This is a genomic window from Roseomonas gilardii subsp. gilardii, from assembly GCF_023078375.1.
In the GTDB taxonomy this organism is placed as follows: Bacteria; Pseudomonadota; Alphaproteobacteria; order Acetobacterales; family Acetobacteraceae; genus Roseomonas; species Roseomonas gilardii.
The window spans coordinates 1210039-1227358 of record NZ_CP095554.1 but is presented as its reverse complement, the minus strand read 5'-3'; the positions used below and the strand labels follow the sequence as shown (position 1 = coordinate 1227358).

The 17320-nt window shown below is 64.5% G+C and carries 15 protein-coding genes; 2 read left to right on the top strand and 13 right to left on the bottom strand.

The features are described 5' to 3' along the window. Positions 1-13: 13 nt before the first annotated feature. From MVG78_RS05585 to MVG78_RS05550, 8 genes are all read right to left on the bottom strand, one after another. Positions 14-2479: a phosphoenolpyruvate carboxylase gene (locus MVG78_RS05585; protein ID WP_247558938.1), complete on the bottom strand. Its 2466-nt coding sequence runs from the start codon at positions 2477-2479 to the stop codon at positions 14-16. A gap of 450 nt (positions 2480-2929) precedes the next feature. Continuing rightward, positions 2930-4564, bottom strand: a complete 1635-nt coding sequence (locus MVG78_RS05580; protein ID WP_247558937.1) for a type I restriction-modification system subunit M — start codon at positions 4562-4564, stop codon at positions 2930-2932. Further along, positions 4561-5688: an anticodon nuclease gene (locus MVG78_RS05575; protein ID WP_247558936.1), complete on the bottom strand. Its 1128-nt coding sequence runs from the start codon at positions 5686-5688 to the stop codon at positions 4561-4563. Before MVG78_RS05575 ends, MVG78_RS05580 begins: the two co-directional genes overlap by 4 nt. A 3-nt stretch (positions 5689-5691) precedes the next feature. Then, a complete protein-coding gene (locus MVG78_RS05570; protein WP_282615053.1) occupies positions 5692-6564 on the bottom strand; it encodes a restriction endonuclease subunit S in 873 nt (290 codons plus the stop codon). Positions 6565-6593: 29 nt separating this feature from the next. Further along, positions 6594-6932 (bottom strand): restriction endonuclease subunit S, encoded by a 339-nt coding sequence (locus tag MVG78_RS21485; RefSeq protein ID WP_282615052.1) that lies wholly within the window; start codon positions 6930-6932, stop codon positions 6594-6596. After that, positions 6919-9885, bottom strand: a complete 2967-nt coding sequence (locus tag MVG78_RS05560) for a type I restriction endonuclease subunit R (protein WP_247558935.1) — start codon at positions 9883-9885, stop codon at positions 6919-6921. The genes MVG78_RS21485 and MVG78_RS05560 overlap by 14 nt, the downstream gene beginning before the upstream one ends. Positions 9886-10165: 280 nt before the next feature. Beyond that, positions 10166-10396 (bottom strand): DUF2274 domain-containing protein, encoded by a 231-nt coding sequence (locus MVG78_RS05555; protein ID WP_247558934.1) that lies wholly within the window; start codon positions 10394-10396, stop codon positions 10166-10168. Between the two features lie 2 nt (positions 10397-10398). Then, the gene (locus MVG78_RS05550) at positions 10399-11076 is read right to left on the bottom strand and encodes a TraB/TrbI/VirB10 family type IV secretion system protein (RefSeq protein WP_428480753.1); all 678 of its coding nucleotides are present in this window, start codon (positions 11074-11076) and stop codon (positions 10399-10401) included. 127 nt (positions 11077-11203) lie between these two features. Between MVG78_RS05550 and MVG78_RS05545 the strand changes: the two genes are divergently transcribed. Beyond that, positions 11204-12146 (top strand): IS630 family transposase gene (locus tag MVG78_RS05545; RefSeq protein ID WP_247558396.1). Its coding sequence is split into 2 segments (ribosomal slippage): positions 11204-11539 and positions 11541-12146, totalling 942 coding nucleotides; the frame shifts between segments, so codons are not numbered across the junction. A 46-nt stretch (positions 12147-12192) separates the two neighbouring features. Then, on the top strand, positions 12193-12897 hold the full coding sequence (locus MVG78_RS05540; RefSeq protein ID WP_247558933.1) for an SDR family oxidoreductase: 705 nt from the start codon (positions 12193-12195) through the stop codon (positions 12895-12897). A gap of 10 nt (positions 12898-12907) precedes the next feature. Here MVG78_RS05540 and MVG78_RS05535 read toward each other — a convergent pair whose 3' ends face one another. The 5 genes from MVG78_RS05535 to MVG78_RS05515 form a co-directional block, all read right to left on the bottom strand. Continuing rightward, positions 12908-13210, bottom strand: a complete 303-nt coding sequence (locus tag MVG78_RS05535; protein ID WP_247558932.1) for a putative quinol monooxygenase — start codon at positions 13208-13210, stop codon at positions 12908-12910. Between the two features lie 122 nt (positions 13211-13332). After that, positions 13333-13944, bottom strand: coding sequence for a hypothetical protein (locus MVG78_RS05530; protein ID WP_247558931.1), 612 nt, complete (start codon positions 13942-13944; stop codon positions 13333-13335). Continuing rightward, positions 13941-14090 (bottom strand): hypothetical protein, encoded by a 150-nt coding sequence (locus tag MVG78_RS05525; protein ID WP_247558930.1) that lies wholly within the window; start codon positions 14088-14090, stop codon positions 13941-13943. Before MVG78_RS05525 ends, MVG78_RS05530 begins: the two co-directional genes overlap by 4 nt. Next, entirely contained in the window at positions 14048-15814 is a 1767-nt protein-coding gene (locus MVG78_RS05520) for a transglycosylase domain-containing protein (RefSeq protein ID WP_247558929.1), read from the bottom strand. The genes MVG78_RS05525 and MVG78_RS05520 overlap by 43 nt, the downstream gene beginning before the upstream one ends. 48 nt (positions 15815-15862) lie before the next feature. After that, the gene (locus tag MVG78_RS05515; RefSeq protein ID WP_247558928.1) at positions 15863-17146 is read right to left on the bottom strand and encodes a methyltransferase; all 1284 of its coding nucleotides are present in this window, start codon (positions 17144-17146) and stop codon (positions 15863-15865) included. Positions 17147-17320: the final 174 nt, after the last annotated feature.

Genomic DNA, 17320 nt, shown 5'->3' with positions numbered 1-17320 from the left:
AGCCCTTCCCGTGTCACGCTGTGACGGGGGAGAAATCGGGCATCTCCACGGCGATCAGCCAGATCCGGTGGATCAGGCAGAGCCGCAGGGCATGCAGGGCGAAGAGCCGGTCGCTCATCGCGGGGGCAAGGTAGCTGCCCTCCTTCGGCCAGGCGCCCCGCAGGCGGATATCGTCGGCCAGGAGGCGGCGCAGGACGCGGCGCGTGGGGTCGGTCAGGCCGAGATCCTCCAGCGCCTTGGCCACCCGCATCAGGGCCGCTGGGCGTCCGGCACGCCGCGTACGGGCGGCACGGTCCAGCCACATGCCCGGGTCCAGGCTGGCCACATAGCCGCGCAGCACATCCGGGTCCGAGCAACGCAGGGCGGCGCGCACGAAGGCCATCGCATTGCGGAAGCGTGGCGAGCGGCGGAGAAGGTCGGCGAAGGTGTCGGGCTCGCGCGACGCTCCTTCGCCCATGCCATGGGTGAGCGTCGCCAGGAAGCCGAGCTGCTGCAGCACGGCATTGTTGGGAATGGCGCGCAGTTCGCGTACATGCCGGATGACGCTCGGGCCGCCGCTATCGCTCTGCCGGGCGGCGGGGCGCGATCCGGTCCGGTCCAGCAGGGCCGTGCCGAAGGCGCCCAGCAGGGCCGCATAGCCTGGATCATCCACCAGCGCCGTCATCGCGGCGCGGGCGCCGGCGAAGAGGTCATTGGCGAAGCCGCCCTCGGCATAGACGGGATCGCTTTCCGTCTCGATCGGGGCGAAGGCGTGCTCGGCGATCCGGGCAATCGTGGCATGGGCCAGTTCCGGCGTGCCGAAATTCAGGTAGCCGTCGCTGCCCTGGAAACTCGTCTCCAGGCGGACCGGGGTGTTGTGCGCGGCAAAGGCCGCCCGCACCGCCGGCGGGTCGAGATAGTCCAGCCGGGCGGCCAGCCCATCCGGATGGCCGGCGCGGCCGAGCCCCTCGCCATGGGTGTCGAAGAGCACGACCTCCAGATCCCCCAGCCCGTAGCGGTCGAGGAGATCGGCGACGCGCAGCTTCAGCCGCTCGATGAGCTGGCTGGCCTGGACCTGGCCGACATAGCGGCCGGAGTCGGAGTAGCCGAATTGCAGGCAGAGCCGGCCCAGCTTGCGCAGATAGTCCCGCCAGGCCGGGGAGCGCAGAGCTTCCTCGACCACACGTTCCCCACGATGCTCCAGGGCCTCCGCGGTCTCGAAGAGCGGGGAGATCTCCAGATGCTCCTCCGCGCCGCAGAGCCTGGCCAGGAGCAGGGCGATCAGCAGGGTCAGCCCGCTTTCCGTCTCGGCGATCAGGAAGCGGACGGGTTGCGAGGCATCCACATGCTTGGTGATCTGGGTGACGGTCATGATCAGGCGCAGCGCGCTGGCCTGCTCGGCCATCAGCCCCCCCAGATCGACCGGTTCGGGCTTCACATGCTGCAGGGCCTCGTTCACGGCGGCGAACATGGCGCGGCGCCGGGCCGGATCGGCGGGGTCGCCACCGATCTCCGCGAAATGCAGCCGGGCGGCGTTGTGGAGCTGCGCCGCGTTGAGGCGGACATGCGTGCCGGCCAGGGAAAGGCCATGCGCGACCAGCCCGGCCCGGGCGACACAGAGGGCCATGCGGGTCTCCTCGTCCGCAGCCTCGGCAATGGCGGTCTCGAACAGATCCAGCAGCGGAGCCGGGGTGGTGAGCGCGGCATCGCGGAGCCCCACCAGCTTGTGGGCGAAGTCGCGCACTGCCATGGGCTCCGTCGGCCCGGAAGGTGGACAGGTGGCGATCTGCTCGTCCACGGCCAGAAGGGCCTCATCCACGCGCTGCCGCAGGGGACCCGCCGCCTTCTCTTCCAGGGAATCGAGCTGGAGTCTCAAGCGTTCGAGCTGCATCCGCTTCATGGACAGGCGGAGGTGAAGCGTATCCTGCCAACCGATATCCGTACGCCCGTCGGTGTCGTAGCCGACCCAGGAGGCCAGGATGACCGGCCTGGGCTCCAGCCTGAGCCAGCGGTCCGGCCAGAAATCCCGTGCCACTTTCAGGAAGGCTTCCGCCAGGCGGTCCAGCGCGTCCCGGGCATGGCCGATGGCTTCTGCGGCCTGGGCGAATTCCATGGCCAAGGTCGGCACATCCGGGCGGAGCGGCAGCGCTTCGGCGGGTGCCGGACCGCCGCTGGCCATGGCAGCCAGGGCCTTGTTGGCAATGGGGGGAAGGCTGAAGGTGGGATGTGCCGTAAAGACCGCCGCCGCCCGGGGGCGCTCTGCCGCCGCCGCGAAGGCCGCGAAGCGCACCGGGCTGTCCTGGGGATCGGGCCGGGCAATGCGGCTGGCGAGAAGGGTCAGGGCTTGATCGGTCTCGGCGGTCGGGACGACGCCGACGGATTCCCGCAACCGGCCGGCACGATCGCGGAAGGCCGCTTGCCCCAGGTCACGCAGAAGCTGCGCGAGTTCCGGCCGTGCTAGCCCTCCATCGTCCATGCGGCGGCTGAGCAGAAGAGCCAAGGCAAGGGCGGGGCTGCCAAAGGGATCGCTGACAGCTGCCTGCCGGGTTTCAGCTGCGAGCCGGAGGATGTCGATAGGTGAATCGTGCCGCATGACGACACATGCTGCACGGGCGAATGGGTGCTGTCGTGTTTTCTTTTTGACAGAACCGCAACGCTACCCCCCCGGTTTATGGCTTGGGGGGGGTGTTTATGCAGGGTGATTGTGTGGGGATTTGGATGCGGGGACGCGCAACTACCGATGCCGACATAAGTTAGAGGTTATGATCTGATAAGGGGCAGACCTTGACCCCTACCAACTCAGCGACGGCAGATAAGCGTCTGCGAATGCCTTATCGGCTATACTCCCTGCTGCTCAAAAGGAGGCGCACCCAGATCTCAGGCTGAATGAGCAGGTCAGATGCGTAGATAGAACGTTCAATCGCTGCTTCACGCTTTACCTCCCGACCCATCATTCCGAACTATTTTTCAAACCAAGAGGCAAAGGTGGCAGGCCGAGTTCCTCAAGATGCCTGTTGTGCGTCTCCGCGGCTGTCTGAATCTTTTGTTGAAGGGCATCAAGCTCTCCGTGCACATCTGCGAGATCGACTTCTTGCTCGGCTTCGGAAGTATTCACATAGCGGGAGATATTGAGATTGAAGTCGTGCTCCCTCTCGATCTCATCAAGGCTGAACACCCGCGAATAGCGGTCCTCTTCCTTCCGGTACTTATAGGTATCGACGATCTTGTCTATGTGCTCGGGAAAGAGCGAGTTCTGTCGCTTGCCAGGCTGATAATGCTCTGCCGCGTTGATGAACAAAACGTCGTCGGTCCGCTTGCATTTCTTCAGCACGAGAATGCAGACTGGTATGCCTGTCGAATAGAACAACTTGGCTGGCAGGCCGATCACCGTATCGATGTGACCATCTTTCAGAAGCTTGGTACGTATCTTCTTCTCAGCCCCGCCGCGGAACAGGACACCATGCGGCAGGATAATCGCCATGGTGCCGTCCTTAGCGAGGAAGTGGAACCCGTGCAGTAAAAAGGCGAAATCAGCCGCCGACTTTGGTGCAAGCCCGTAGTCCTTGAAGCGGAAGTCCTTCGCCATTTCCTCGGTCGGACTCCAGCGGTAGCTGAACGGCGGATTGGCGATCACCGCGTCGAACTCTATCTTCTTCGCCGGGTTCGGCTCGCGCAGGATGTCCCAGTCGTTTTCCAGGCTGTCACCGTGGTGGATGTCGAACTCGGTGTCCCGCACTCCGTGCAGCAGCATATTCATTCGGGCAAGATTATAAGTAGTAATGTTCTTTTCCTGCCCGTAGATCTTCCCGATACCGTGCTTGCCCATGTGCCGCCGCACGTTCAAGAGCAGCGAGCCCGAACCGCAGGCAAAGTCGTAGACGCGGTTTAGCTTTGCCCGTTTGCCTGATGCCGGGTCCTGGCTATCGAACGTCACGATCTCCGACAGGATGTTAGAAATCTGCTGCGGGGTGTAGAATTCGCCCGCCTTCTTGCCCGAACCGGCGGCGAACTGGCCGATCAGGTATTCATAGGCGTCACCCAGAATGTCGCGGTCACTAGGGAACTCCGCCAAGCCTTCAGCGATCTTCTGGATGATGGTGCATAGCCGCGCGTTGCGTTGCGCATAGTTCCTACCCAGCTTGTCAGAGTCCAAGTTGATCTCGGAAAAGAGGCCCTGAAAATTCGACGAGAACGACTCGTTTTCGATGAATCTGAAGCCGTCTTGCAGGGTCCTGAGCAGCTTGTCGCTCTGGGTCCGAGCCATCTCGGCGATGGAGCTCCAGAAGAATTCGGGCTTGATGACGTAATGTACCTTTCGGCGCATGACCGTCTCGAATTCCTCCGTATCCTCTGGATTCTGCTCATACCAGACGGCAAGCGGCGAGCGACGGTCGCCCGCCGGCAGTGCGGGCCAGTCCGCATCGAGTTCACCCTTCGCGGCGTCCTCGTAATTATCCGACAGGTAGCGCAGAAACAGAAACGACAGCATGTAGTCGCGAAAATCGTCCGCGTTCATCGCGCCGCGCAATTCGTCGGCGATAGCCCAAAGCGTCCTGCCTAGCCTTATTTGGTCCTGTTCGGTCATACGACGGCTCCTTCTGCTTCGGCCGCCGGAAACAGCTCGGGATTAAAGCGATAATCATTCATGAAGTTCTCGAGTATCTTGCGAAAGATGTCCTTGTTCTCCGGCAACATTTCGGCAGGCTCGAACAAAGAATAGCCCCCATGACTCAAAAGCTGGACGTAGCGAAAATGAAGCCTACCGTCCTCATCGTCTGCGTCACGCTTCATCACATCGCCCACATTGCTGAAACCGTGAAAGGTTGCAGTTTTCTCCATGATGCTGCGCAAGATTGTGAAGTGATAGGTGTAAAGCCTGCCCGACCGCGCGGCCTCGTACAGGTCCTTCAGCATTGCGACATGGTAGAACCGCGGCGTCTGGCCCGTGTCGCGCAGCTGCCAGCCGGCACTATCTCGGCTCAGAAAAAACTGCCAAGGCTTGCTCAATTCGTTGCACAGCACGTTAAAAAATAGCGTGTGATGGGAGGAGACCACCGCCTTCAGCCGGTCTTGCCCCTTCAGCATCAGTGCCAGATGCGCAGCAACGGCAATGGCGTTGTTCTCGTCAAGCGAGGAGATAGGGTCATCGATATAGAGGTATTTCACCCAGTCATAGGCCTCCTGAGCATCTATGGCGAGCTGGGCCACGACCAGGAAGAAGCACCAGATGAAGATGTTTTCCTCGCCGCGCGAGATCTTGATAGGCACAGGCACATCTTCACCCTCGGCGTTCTTCACCGTCTCGCGCCAGAACAGGACCGTACCCTGCGCATAGTCGATCTGGAAGTCGAAGTCGGCATGACGGCGCAGCACCGGGCGGATGCGGTTTTCCATCTCCAGCTCGGCAAGGCCATTGAAGAAGGCAGAAGCCGTGTTCAACCGCAGCACGCGGTCGCGGTCGTTTTCCAGGTCATTGTCCCAGTTGAAGAGGTCTTCGGTGAAGGCGTTGAAATAGAGCGTGTCACGGGCTGTTACCGCGCCGTCGTCGTCACGCAGCTTGCCGAGCTCCTTGAACGCCATCGACAGCCGCGTCTTACCGGTGCCGTTATGGGCGAAGATCAGGGTACATTTCTTGTTCTTCCCCTCGATCTCTTGCCGCAGGTGGGCGGCAAGCGTCTCGAGCGTGTCGAAGGTCTGCGCATCCGCCATGGCTCAACCTACTTCCTGCGGGAAAAGCTGCTGCATCAGCCCGCGCTTGTGGCCCTTGTGCGCCTTGATCCTTCCGCTTTGTGCCCTGATTAACTCATCGAGCGCGGTGAGGCAGTCGGCGATTTTTTGTTGTTCAGGAAGACCGGGAACGGAAACCCACACTTCCGCGAGATCGGAAGAGCTGATAGCAGGGTAGTTTGAACCAGTGCACTTCTCCAAAACCGCGTTCGTGAATGATTCGGTGTGGACCAATTGATATAAAAAACTGCTCGAGTCTTTAGCTCGGAGTTGAGCATAACCTGTCGATGCAACGTATTCTTGCCCGACTTCCGATGTAAAAAGCAGATTGTTTTTCTGATAGGGGCGAACCATCTGGAAAATGATGTCCCCCGATTCAAGTATACGCTGCGCTCGGCTAGGGGCAGCATCGCGAAAAATTCTCTTCCTGAGTATCCACTCCCCAGAGACAACAGACTCTAAATCGATATAAAAGAAGCTTTCTGGTAAGGGACCAGAAGGCGGATTGATTTGACATACCTCCCCCAGCCGTTTTACGTCCCAAGTGCCTGCGTCGCGGAATTCGGGGAAGCGCAGGCGAGGGGTAGCCTCATCAGAGCGGGGGAAAAGCTTCTGCATAAGGCCGCGCTTGTAATCCTTCAGCGACGCCAACTGCTCGCCTTCTGCCTGGATCAGATCGTCGAGCGACGTGAGGCAATCGGCGATCTTTTTCTGTTCGCCCAGCGTAGGCGGAACCGCAAGTTGCAGCCTTTCGAGCTGCGCCGGGTAAAGGTGGACAACCGAATCACCCTGCGCAACCTTGCTAATTTCCGATTGCAGATTTCCGCGCACATAATAGGCAAGAAATGGTCCGTTCAAAGGCGATCGAAAAATGTTGAGGTCGCCCCCTAACGCGACCCCCTTCTTGTAACACAGGAGGCCGTCGCAATGTCTTCTTTCGTCTCTCCAGATGCCGGAATAATTACATCGCCTTCCTCACTGAGAACGAGATTATCGGCGTCAGTGCGCGAAGCTACCTCACTAATGACTTCGCTATAAAAGGTGTAAAGCTCTCCGTAGCGGATGCACGGCGATGCTCCGTCCGGTTTGATGTCGGACTTGGAGATTCCTTTGCCCTTAATGATCGTTCCAATCTCCCCCAATCGCTTCACCTCCCACGGTCCCGCATCGCGGAACTCAGGAAAACGCAGGCGGGGGGCCGGGCCGTTGGTTTCAATACCCTTCATAAACTTCCAGTCCTGAAATCTCGCGCCCCTCGGCCTTGCGGCGCAAAAGCGGGGTAATGTCTTCCATCAGCGCAAGCTCCGCCCGCGCGCGCGCCTTCCAACCGAGACCTCGGGAGCGGAACAGATCGCTCAGCGCGTCAGGATCAAAGATGTAGCGGTCAAGGATCAGATCGACGAAGCGCTGCAGCGCCTCAGCGGGAAGATCGTGCTTTCCGGCGATACCGGAAAGCTCGGCCGCCTGACGCTCGGCTTTGAAATGCTCGTATCCCTTACGGACCTGCTCTTCGCTCAGCCCTTCGCCCTCTTTCAGAGTGGCAATGTACGCTTCGAGATCCTCACGCTCCTCCATCAGGCGGGCTGAAGAGGCGAGAAGACGCATGAGTTCCTCTCGCGTCATCTTCAGTCGCTTCGGCGCAGCCTGGCTAAAGCGGGCAATGAGTCGCATGATATAGTCGTAATCGATCAGTGCGCTGTCGAAGAGAACGAACTCGAAATCGAGTTGCTGAACGGGATCGACAGGGTCGTCCTTACTGCGGCTTTCCTGCTGCAAGCGCCTAGCCGTTTCCAGGTATTGGGCAGAGAAAGCGCGCAGATCGTCGCGGGGGATCAGCGCCTCGATCTGCGCCTTCTGCTCTGGCGTCAGGTCAGTGTACTGATCAAGCTGGGTGGTGAGGCGCTTGACCTCCTTGAAACGTTCGATGAAGCCAACGCGCGCCTCATCGCCCTTGAGGTTGCTCACCTCATCGGGACGAGGCTGAAGCTCGTGCGCAGCCATGAAGTCAGTCAGCTTCTGCGTAGCTTCCTCGAGCTTCCCGATCACCTTCGGCGCGGGATCGACCAGCCAGACCTCCTTGGCCCGGTCCGGCGCCTCCCCCGAGAAGAGCGCAATTGCCTCGTCCACCGCGTCGCGCTGGGCGCGAAAGTCGAGGATGTTACCGTAGGGTTTGGAATCATTCAGCACCCGGTTGGTGCGTGAAAAGGCCTGTATGAGGCCGTGGTATTTCAGGTTCTTGTCGACATAGAGCGTATTGAGATAGGCCGAATCGAAGCCCGTCAGCAGCATGTCCACGACGATGGTAATGTCGATCTTCTGCGAGCGCGGCAGATCGCTGTTGGGATATTTCTGGTCTTTGATCCGCTGCTGCACATCCTGATAATAGCTATCGAAGTTCGCCAAGTTGTGATTGGCGCCATAGCGCGCGTTATAGTCGGCGATAATCTCCACTAGCGCCGCCTTCTTGCGACCAGGCTCCTTTTTGTTGTCCTCCAGCTCCTGGGGCAGATCCTCCTGCAGCTGGGCAACGTCGCGGTTGCCTTCGGCCGGCGGCGAAAAGACGCAGGCAATGTTCAGCGGGACGAAATCCTCGTCCTGCTCATCACGTTTCGCCTGAACGTCGCGGAAGAGCCGAAAGTAGTCGATGGCGTCGTCGATCGACGCCGTAGCGAAGAGCGTATTGAACTTGCGCTGATTGGTGGCGGCGTCGTGCTTGGCCAATATGGCTTCAACCACGGCTCGCCTGGCGAGCGTCTCCCCCGGCTTGATGGGGGAACCGTCAGGCTTGAAATAGTCCACATGGAAGCGCAGCACGTTGCCATCGTCGATGGCGTGGGTGATGGTGTAGGCGTGGAGCTCCTTTTCGAAGACCTCATCCGTCGTCATCAGGCGCGCTTCTTGGCCCTCGACCTGGACGGCGATAGCATTCTGCTCGAAGATCGGCGTGCCGGTGAAACCAAAAAGCTGGGCATTCGGGAAGAATTCACGGATCGCCTTGTGATTCTCCCCGAACTGAGAACGGTGACATTCGTCGAAGATGAAGACGATGCGCTTGTCACTCAGTGGCTCTAGGCGTTCACGATATTGCCGCTTGTTCGTCCCGTCCAGCGCGAGTCCCAGCTTTTGGATCGTGGTGACGATCACCTTGTGCCGGTAGTCGTCGGACAGCAGCCGCTGAACCAAGGTTTCGGTATTCGTGTTTTCCTCGACGCAACCGGGCTGGAAGCGGTTGAACTCGTCACGCGTCTGCTTATCGAGATCCTTTCGGTCGACCACGAAGAGGCATTTTTCGATGTCGGGATTATCCTTGAGCAGGGTCGACGTCTTAAACGAGGTCAGTGTCTTTCCCGAACCGGTCGTGTGCCAGATGTAGCCATTGCCCCGGTTCTCGTGAATGCAGTCGACGATCGCCTTGACCGCATAGACTTGATAGGGTCTCATCATCACGAGCTTCCGCTCATTCTGGATAAGCACCATGTAGCGGCTGATCATTTCAGCGAGGGTGCATTTGGCTAAGAACTGGTCGGAAAAATCCGACAAGTGCTCGACCTTCCTGTTGTCACGAGTGGCCCAGCGATAGATTGGCAGGAACCGCTCCTCAACGTTGAAGGAGAAGTGCTCACTGTTGTTGTTTGCGAAATACCAAGTCTGGCTGCGATTGCTGACAATGAACAACTGCGTGAAGCACAGCAGGCTGTTGCCGTAGCCGTTCCCTGGATCGTTTCTATAATCGATGATCTGCTGCATCGCCTTTCGAGGCGATACGTGTAGCGATTTGATTTCGATCTGCACTAACGGCAAGCCGTTGAGAAGCAGGATCACGTCGTACCGATGATGGCTGCTCCGCGTGTTCATCCGAAGCTGGGTGACGACCTCGAAGCTGTTCCTGCACCAGTCTTGCAGGTTGACGAGTTGGTAATGCAGCGGAGTGCCGTCTTCGCGCTCAAAAGTATTCCAGTTCCGCAATCGCTCCGCAGTGGCGAACACGTCTGGCGTCACGATTTCTTCGAGTAACCGTTCGAACTCGCTGTCAGTCAATCTGACCCGGTTCAAGGCTTCGAACTTCTCGCGGAAATTTCGTTCAAGCGCCTCTCGATCACAAACGCCATCGCGATGCGAATACTTAAGATCCGCGAGCTTTTTAATGAGCTCTCGCTCGATCTCAACTTCTTTTGTCATTCAGTCCGCCAGATATCGCAGCCACATCGCCATACACGGAAGAGAGCAGTTCGTCCGAGAGTTATCCTCTGCTTCCGTATGTGTCGAGATACTGACGCCACCCTTCGGCCGGCCGCCCTCTGAGAATCACCCCGCGGCAGATCAGTGACAGACTACAAGAAGATGGAAAGAACATGCTACTACAATGCCTTATTCACGAAGTCAGCGTTACGTTGACCGGTTCTTGTCAAAACGCAATGCCTGATGGGGCACTTGTGCCGTCGGCCCACTCGGCACGATCCTAACGGGGTCGAGCGATGGCTCGCCGTGCCTTGACGAACCCTCGATCCGTGGCGATGAACCGCTCCAGCATCGGCACGATGAGCCTGACGGGATCGGCGATGGGCTGGCCGCTCTCGCCGGCCAGCACCTCGGCATAGGCGACCAGATCGCGGTGAAGCGGCGCGGGCAGCTCCACCGTCACCTTGACGGGCTTGTCGTCGGGCAGCGGGCCGAGTTTCAGCCTGGTCATGGTCAACCTCCTGCCGCCTCGAACACAAGGTCGCGGGTGACGATAATCCTGACCGGGAAGCCGGGCCGGATGGTAAGCGTCGGCGCGACCTGCAACTGGCGCTGAACGATCTGCTGGCCGGCCTGATTGACGGTATCCTGCGCCCCGTCGCGGATGGCGCGGATCAGCCGGTCCTCGTCGCTCGTCGCCAGCTCCGAACCGACTGCGAGAAGCGTGGACAGCCCTGCGGCCTTCATCAGATCCCCCCAATGATAATCGACGCCATCCTCAAGCCCGGCATAACCGCTGGCGTCCGCGCCAGGCAGGCGCTCCAGAACGATGGAGCGGCCGCCCGGGAGGAGCAGGCGATTCCAGACCAGCAACACGCGGCGCTGGCCGAAGGTCACGCCGTCATCGTATTGGCCGATGATGCGCGTGCCCTGCGGGATCAGGAGCAGCGAGCCGGTCGGGCTGTCATAGACGTTCTCGGTCACTTGCGCTGTGATCTGGCCTGGAAGGTCGGAACGGACACCGGTGATAAGCGCGGCCGGGATCACGGCCCCGGCCTGAAGGATGTAGGGCGATGCCGGCGGCGCGACGCGATCCGGCACAACGGTCTGCCGGTCCACGGGTCCATTGAGAAACGCCGCGTGGCGATCCTGTGTCGCTGGCTGCCCGCTGAGGCCGGCAAGGCCGGGCATGGCCGTCCCTGCCGGCCCTCCGGTGCGCTGACTAGAGTCTGTCAGATTGTTTCTGAATCGAGAATTGACTTCTGCGACGCGGGGCGGCCGTGATTCAAGATGGCTGCTGGATGGGAGGCCAGCGGCGATGGCTCGAGCCCTTTCCCTGGATTTGCGGATCCGTGTGGCAGCTGCGTTGGCTGGTGGGTCGACGGTTCGAGAAGCGGCGAAACGCTTTGGCGTCTCGGTCGCCAGTGCGGTACGGATTGGTCAACTTGCCCGATCCGGGCATGGTCTGGCGGCCCGCAAGGTGGGGGGCAATCGTCGGCCGAGACTGCTGGATGCGACCGAAGCATTGACCAGCCGCCTTGCGGCGAAGTCGGATTGGACCGTGCGGGCACTTGCCGCCGACCTGAAGGCCGGCGGCATCGACGTGTCGCATGACACGGTCTGGCGTTTTATGCGCCGCCAAGGCCTCACCTTCAAAAAAAACTTTGCTGGCAAGCGAGACGGAACGGCCGAGCCTGGCGCGTCTGAGGGCCCGTTGGCGGACCCGTCAACATCGGTTTGATCCGGCCCGCCTGGTCTTCATTGACGAGACATGGGTGAAGACCAACATGACCCGCACACGAGGCTGGAGCCTGCGCGGGGCGCCGCTCCTGGCCAAGGTGCCGCACGGGCACTGGAAGACGCTGACGTTCCTGGCCGGATTGCGGCACGATCGCATCGTCGCCCCCTGCGTCATCGACGGACCGATCAACGGCTTGTCCTTCACAGCATGGGTGCGACAGTTCCTGCTGCCGACCCTCGGGCCGCGAGACATCGTCATCGCCGACAACCTTGGCAGTCATAAGGGAAAACCAGCCCGCGATGCGATCCGGAGCGTCGGTGCCAGGCTGCTCTTCCTGCCGCCCTACAGCCCCGACCTCAACCCGATCGAGATGGTCTTCGCCAAGCTCAAGACCCTCCTGCGAAAGGCCGATGAACGCTCCATCGATGCCACCTGGCGCAAGATCGGCGACTTGCTCTTGACCTTCACCGCCGACGAATGCGCCGCATACCTCCGCCATGCCGGCTATGCTTCTATTTGAACCTGACAGACTCTAGCCTGCGCTTTTCCGGAACGGGGAGCGAAGCATGGCGACGGAGAGGGTGGCGCTGGTCATGGCGGGCGGCAGCGGCATGGGCGCGGCCTCGGCACGGCGGCTGGCGGCGGATGGATACCGGGTCGGCATCCTGTCTTCCTCCGGCAAGGGCGAGGCCCTGGCGCGGGAGCTGGGCGGGCTGGGCGTCACCGGCTCCAACCAGTCCGGGGAGGCGCTGAAGCGCCTCGTCGATGGGGCGATGGAGCGCTGGGGGCGGATCGACGTGCTGGTGAACAGCGCCGGGCATGGCCCGCGCGCGCCGCTGCTGGAGATCAGCGATGAGCAGTGGCACACGGGGCTTGACGTGTACCTGATGAACGTGATCCGGGCGGTGCGGCTGGTGACGCCGGTGATGCAGGCGCAGAAATCCGGCGCGATCGTCAACATCTCGACCGCCTGGGCCTTCGAGCCGAGCGCGATGTTTCCGACCTCGGCGGTGTTCCGGGCCGGGCTGGCGGCCTTCACCAAGCTCTTCGCCGACACCTATGCGGCGGAGAACATCCGCATGAACAACGTGCTGCCCGGCTGGATCGACAGCCTGCCGGAGACCGGGGAGCGGCGCGGGAGCGTGCCGATGGGGCGCTATGGCAAGGCGGAGGAGATCGCCGCCACGGTGGCCTTCCTGGCCTCCGAGGGGGCGGGCTACATCACCGGGCAGAACCTGCGGGTCGATGGCGGGCTGATGCGGGCGGTGTGAGCGGCCCGGATCAGCCGGCGTCCTGCTGGAAGAAGCGGACGGTCCTGCCGGTGACGAGTTCGGACACGCCGTCGCGGAAGGGCAGGTAGTGCGGCATGGTCAGGTGCGTCTCGAAGGCGGCGCGGCTGTCATAGACCTCGTGCAGCACGGCGAGGGTCTCGTCCTCCTCCGAGAGCAGGAGGTCGAACTGGCGGCAGCCGGGCTCGTGGGTGACGGAGCCCTGGGCATCGGCGCGGGCGAGTTCGATGAAGCGGGCGCGGCCCTCGGGTTTCAGGCGGAACTCGGCGAGCACGACGAAGCGGGTCTGCGGCATGACGGGCTTTCCTGGCTGATCCGGTTCCACCCCCGGGGAAGAGGCGCCCGCCATGAGGCGCCTGTCGCGGCCCGGGGGTCAATCCCGGGACGGCGGCGGGGCCTGTTCCCCCTTCCCTTCCGTCAGCCCGTGGGGAGGCGGAGGGTGTCGCCATCCTCCACCGCCGCCCCGGCCGCCTGCAGCGCGTCCCGCCGCGCCGGGGCGATCGCGAAGCCGGGTTCCAGCCGGTCGCCGCGCAGCCGCAGCACCGGCGGGGCCTCCGCCGGCATATCCTGCATCAGCGTCAGCAGGGCGGCGTCCAGGGCCGGGCGCCGGACCAGGATCTCGGCGGCGTCTCCTTGGGCCTCCCCCTGGACCTCCCCCTGGACCTCCCCCTGGACCTCCAGCGTGAGCTTGCGGCCGGCCGCGAGGCCGAGCAGGGGCAGCAGGTCCCGCAGATAGGCGGCGGCGCGGATGGGCACGGCCTGTTCGGCGCGGGTCAGGCCCAGGAGGCTGCGCATCAGCCGGTCGTATTCCTCGGCCGCCTCCACGGCGCGGGCGATCTGGCGGCCGCCGCGCTCGGACGGGGGAATGACGCGCGCCGCCGATTCGAGGTTCATCAGCAGGACCATGGCGAGGTTGTTCGCCGCGTGGCGCACGGGGCTGAACAGGAAGGACAGTTCCGCCAGGGCGGAATCCGGCGGGGAATCCGGCGGGGCGGCCGGGGTCTGTCCGGGGGGCGTCTCCGGCTTCATCGCGGGATCTCCTCAAGGATCTCATGGAAGAGGCGGGCCGGCAGGGTGCCGCCCTGGACGTCGTTCATGGGCGTGGCGTCGTCGTTGCCGAGCCAGACCCCGATCACGGTGCGGCCGGAGAAGCCGATGAACCAGGCATCGCGCAATCCTGGGTGGTGCCGGTCTTGCCGCCCACCGGGCGGCCGGGGATGGCGGCGGCGCGGGCGGTGCCGCGCGCCACCACGCTTTCCAGCGCCCGCCGGATGGCCTGGGCCTGATCCGGCGTCATCACGCGGGCCGGATCGGGGGGCGGCAGGGGGCGCAGGGTGTTGCCGCTGCGGGCGGCGGCGAGGCCGAACGGTTCCACGTGCAACCCTCCATTGGCGAAAGCGGCGTAGGCGGCCACGAGTTCCAGCAGGGATGCCTGCCCTGTGCCAAGCGCCACGGTGGCGTCGCGCGGAAAAGGCCCGGCGAGGCCCAGGCGCTGGGCCACCGCGATGGCCGCCTTCGCCCCGCCGGCGCGGAGCAGGGTGCGCACCGCGGCGGTGTTGACGCTGTGGACCAGCATGTCCTCCAGCGTGATCTCCCCCCGGCTGGCCCAGTGGCCGTTGCCGGGGGACCAGTCGCCGAGGGTCAGGGGCGCGTCGGAGACGGTGGAGGTGATGTCCATGCCCGCCTCCAGCGCCGCCAGGACGACGAAGGGCTTGAAGGCGGAGCCGGGCTGGCGGCGGGCGTCCACGGCGCGGTTGAACTGGCTGGTGCGGTAGGAGCGGCCGCCGGCCATGGCGCGCACGGCGCCGGTGGGGGCGTCCAGCACCAGCACCGCGCCGTCGCCCACCCCGGCCGCCGCGCCGGGGCCGGAGAGAAGGGCGTTCAGGCGGTTCTCCGCCACGGCCTGGATGCGGGCGTCGAGGGTGGTGCGCAGGACGAGGTCGGCGCTTTCCGGGAAGCGGCGGCCCAGCTCGTCCTGCACCCAGTCGGCGAACCAGCCGGCGTTGCGGCCGGGGCGGGGCGGCAGGGCGATGCGCGCGGCCTCGCGCTCCGCCTGTTCGGGGGCGATGGCGCCCGTCTCGGCCATGGCGCGCAGCACCTCCTTCGCGCGGCGGGTGGCGGCCTCCGGATCGGTGCGGGGGTTGAGGCGGGAGGGGGCCTTGGGCAGGCCGGCCAGCATCGCCGCCTGCCACAGGTTCAGGCGGCGGGCGGAGAGGCCGAAATAGGCCCGCGCCGCCGCGTCCACGCCATAGACGCCGGAGCCCAGGTAGACGCGGTTCAGGTAGATCTCCAGCAGTTCGGCCTTGCTGAAGCGGCGTTCCAGCCAGAGGGCCATCAGCACCTCCTGCGCCTTGCGGCGGAAGGAGCGGTCGGGGCTGAGGAAGAGGTTCTTGGCGAGCTGCTGCGTCAGGGTGGAGCCGCCCTGCACCACATGGCCGGCGCGCAGGTTGGCCCAGGCGGCGCGCAGCAGGCCCAGCGGGTCGATGCCGGGATGGCCGAGGAAGCGGCGGTCCTCGATGGCCATCAGGGCCTGCGGCATGGCGGGGGGCAGGTCCTTCAGCCGCAGCGCCTCGCCATAGAGGTCGCCCTGGGTGGCGATCACGCGGCCGTCCAGGGCCTCCAGCGTCAGGGAGGGGCGGCGGGTGGCGGAGAGGGCCTTTTCCGGCGCCGGGAGGTCCCAGACCAGGGCCAGGAAGAGCAGGACGGTGCCGATCGTGGCCCAGACGGAGAGCACCAGGCCGTAGCGCAGCCAGCGCCAGCCGCCCCGGCCCGGCTTCGCCGCCCGGGGGGCCGCTCCGCGGAGGGCGGGGATGGCGGGCGGGGCGCGCCTCGCGCCGTCCCGCCTGCTGTCGCGGGGGCGTGGGGCCGGCACCCCGTCCGGATCGGGGGCTCGCCTCAAGGAGGCTTCCTCAGGGCGGGCCTGCCGGGATGCACGGGGCGGGCTGCGTCACCCGCCGGCCGGGCGGGGCGCGGCGAGGAGGAGGCGGTTCAGCGGCTCCATCACTCCGCGCAGCGTGGCGAGGTCGCGCGCCACCTGTTCGCGCGAGGCGCCGCCCGCGGCCACGGCATCGGCGATCTCCCCCAGGCTGCGCCGGCCGTCCACGCGGCTCAGGATGGCCGGGGCGAGGCGCGGCAGGGCCAGGGCCATGCGCACGCCGTCGAAGTTCACCGGCAGCACGCCCTGGGGGGCCACCGCGCGGGCCAGGGCGGCGCCGTCCATCTCGCGCAGCACGGGGACCGAATCGGGGTTGTCCCAGTCGGGCTCCGGCGCCGGGTCGCGGGTGCAGTAGGCGATGTGGATGCCCATGTTGCCCGCCACCGCCTCCGCCAGGGCGGCGCGGCCGATGGGGTCGAGCCGGGCGGCGCGTTCGCGCAGCCTCGGATCGGGGAGGTAGCGGTCGGGATCGTAGCGCAGGGGCTCCACGAGGCATCGCAGGCGCAGGCCGGCGGCCCCGATCAGGGCGGCGAGCTGCGGCACGGTGTAGGCCACGTCGCGCGGGTTCAGCAGCAGGTCGTAGAGGCCGGCGTCGCCGCCCTCCGTGTGGTCGGTGATCCAGGGGTTGCGGCGGAGCCAGGCGGTCTCGGGCGCCTGTTTCCAGAGGCGCTTGCCGACCTCCAGCCGGGCGGCGGGGGCTTCCTCGGGTGGGGTGAGGAGGCGCAGCGCGTCCTGCAGCATGTAGACGCCGGTGCGGCCATGCGGGGCATAGACCATGAGGCCGATGCCACCACCGGGGGCGAGCGAGGCGGCGAGGTTGCGCAGGCCCTGCAGCGGGTCGGGCAGATGGTGCAGCACGCCACAGCAGTCGATGTAGTCGAAGAGGCCGAGCTGCGGGTCGGGCCCCTGGGAGGGCAGATCGAGGATCGAGCCCTCGGTGAAGCGGATGTTGCCGAGGCCGCGCTTTTCCGCCCGGGCCTGCGCCACCTTGCGCGCGGCGGCGGAGCGGTCGAGCCAGACGACCTCCCCGGGGCGGCCGGCGCGGGCGAGGTGCTGGGCCAGCATGATGGTGCCGTCGCCCGAGCCGCCGCCGGCCATGAGCGCCCGCAGCGGCTGCGACTCCGGGCGGCGGGCGCCGAAGATCCAGTGGTCCACCTCCCGCAGGTGGGAGGGGCTGCCGATGATCAGGCGCTTCGCCTCGTCCGCCGGGTTGCGGGCGGGATAGGGGTAGCTGTCGTACTGGGCGGCGAGCTGGCGGTCGCGCTCGTCCGGAAGGGGTGGGGACTGGCCGGTCATGCGCGCATCCTGCATGGCCCGGGCTGATAAGGCGATGCGGCCGGGGCGCCAAGCGGGGATGCCCCGGCGGGGGATGCCAAAAGGGATGCCAAAAGGGATGCCAGGAGAGATGCCAGGAGGCGGGGAGCGGTGCCGTTCCGGGCCGCCCTCCGGACCGGCCCGGCGGCGGAACAT

Excerpts from the sequence above, each read along its gene's own strand:
- MVG78_RS05580 (WP_247558937.1), bottom strand. The coding sequence starts at position 4,564 with ATGACCGAACAGGACCAAATAAGGCTAGGCAGGACGCTTTGGGCTATC.
- MVG78_RS05575 (WP_247558936.1), bottom strand. The coding sequence starts at position 5,688 with ATGGCGGATGCGCAGACCTTCGACACGCTCGAGACGCTTGCCGCCCAC.
- MVG78_RS21485 (WP_282615052.1), bottom strand. The coding sequence starts at position 6,932 with ATGAAGGGTATTGAAACCAACGGCCCGGCCCCCCGCCTGCGTTTTCCT.
- MVG78_RS05560 (WP_247558935.1), bottom strand. The coding sequence starts at position 9,885 with ATGACAAAAGAAGTTGAGATCGAGCGAGAGCTCATTAAAAAGCTCGCG.
- MVG78_RS05555 (WP_247558934.1), bottom strand. The coding sequence starts at position 10,396 with ATGACCAGGCTGAAACTCGGCCCGCTGCCCGACGACAAGCCCGTCAAG.
- MVG78_RS05550 (WP_428480753.1), bottom strand. The coding sequence starts at position 11,076 with ATGCCCGGCCTTGCCGGCCTCAGCGGGCAGCCAGCGACACAGGATCGC.
- MVG78_RS05540 (WP_247558933.1), top strand. The coding sequence starts at position 12,193 with ATGGCGACGGAGAGGGTGGCGCTGGTCATGGCGGGCGGCAGCGGCATG.
- MVG78_RS05535 (WP_247558932.1), bottom strand. The coding sequence starts at position 13,210 with ATGCCGCAGACCCGCTTCGTCGTGCTCGCCGAGTTCCGCCTGAAACCC.
- MVG78_RS05530 (WP_247558931.1), bottom strand. The coding sequence starts at position 13,944 with ATGAAGCCGGAGACGCCCCCCGGACAGACCCCGGCCGCCCCGCCGGAT.
- MVG78_RS05515 (WP_247558928.1), bottom strand. The coding sequence starts at position 17,146 with ATGACCGGCCAGTCCCCACCCCTTCCGGACGAGCGCGACCGCCAGCTC.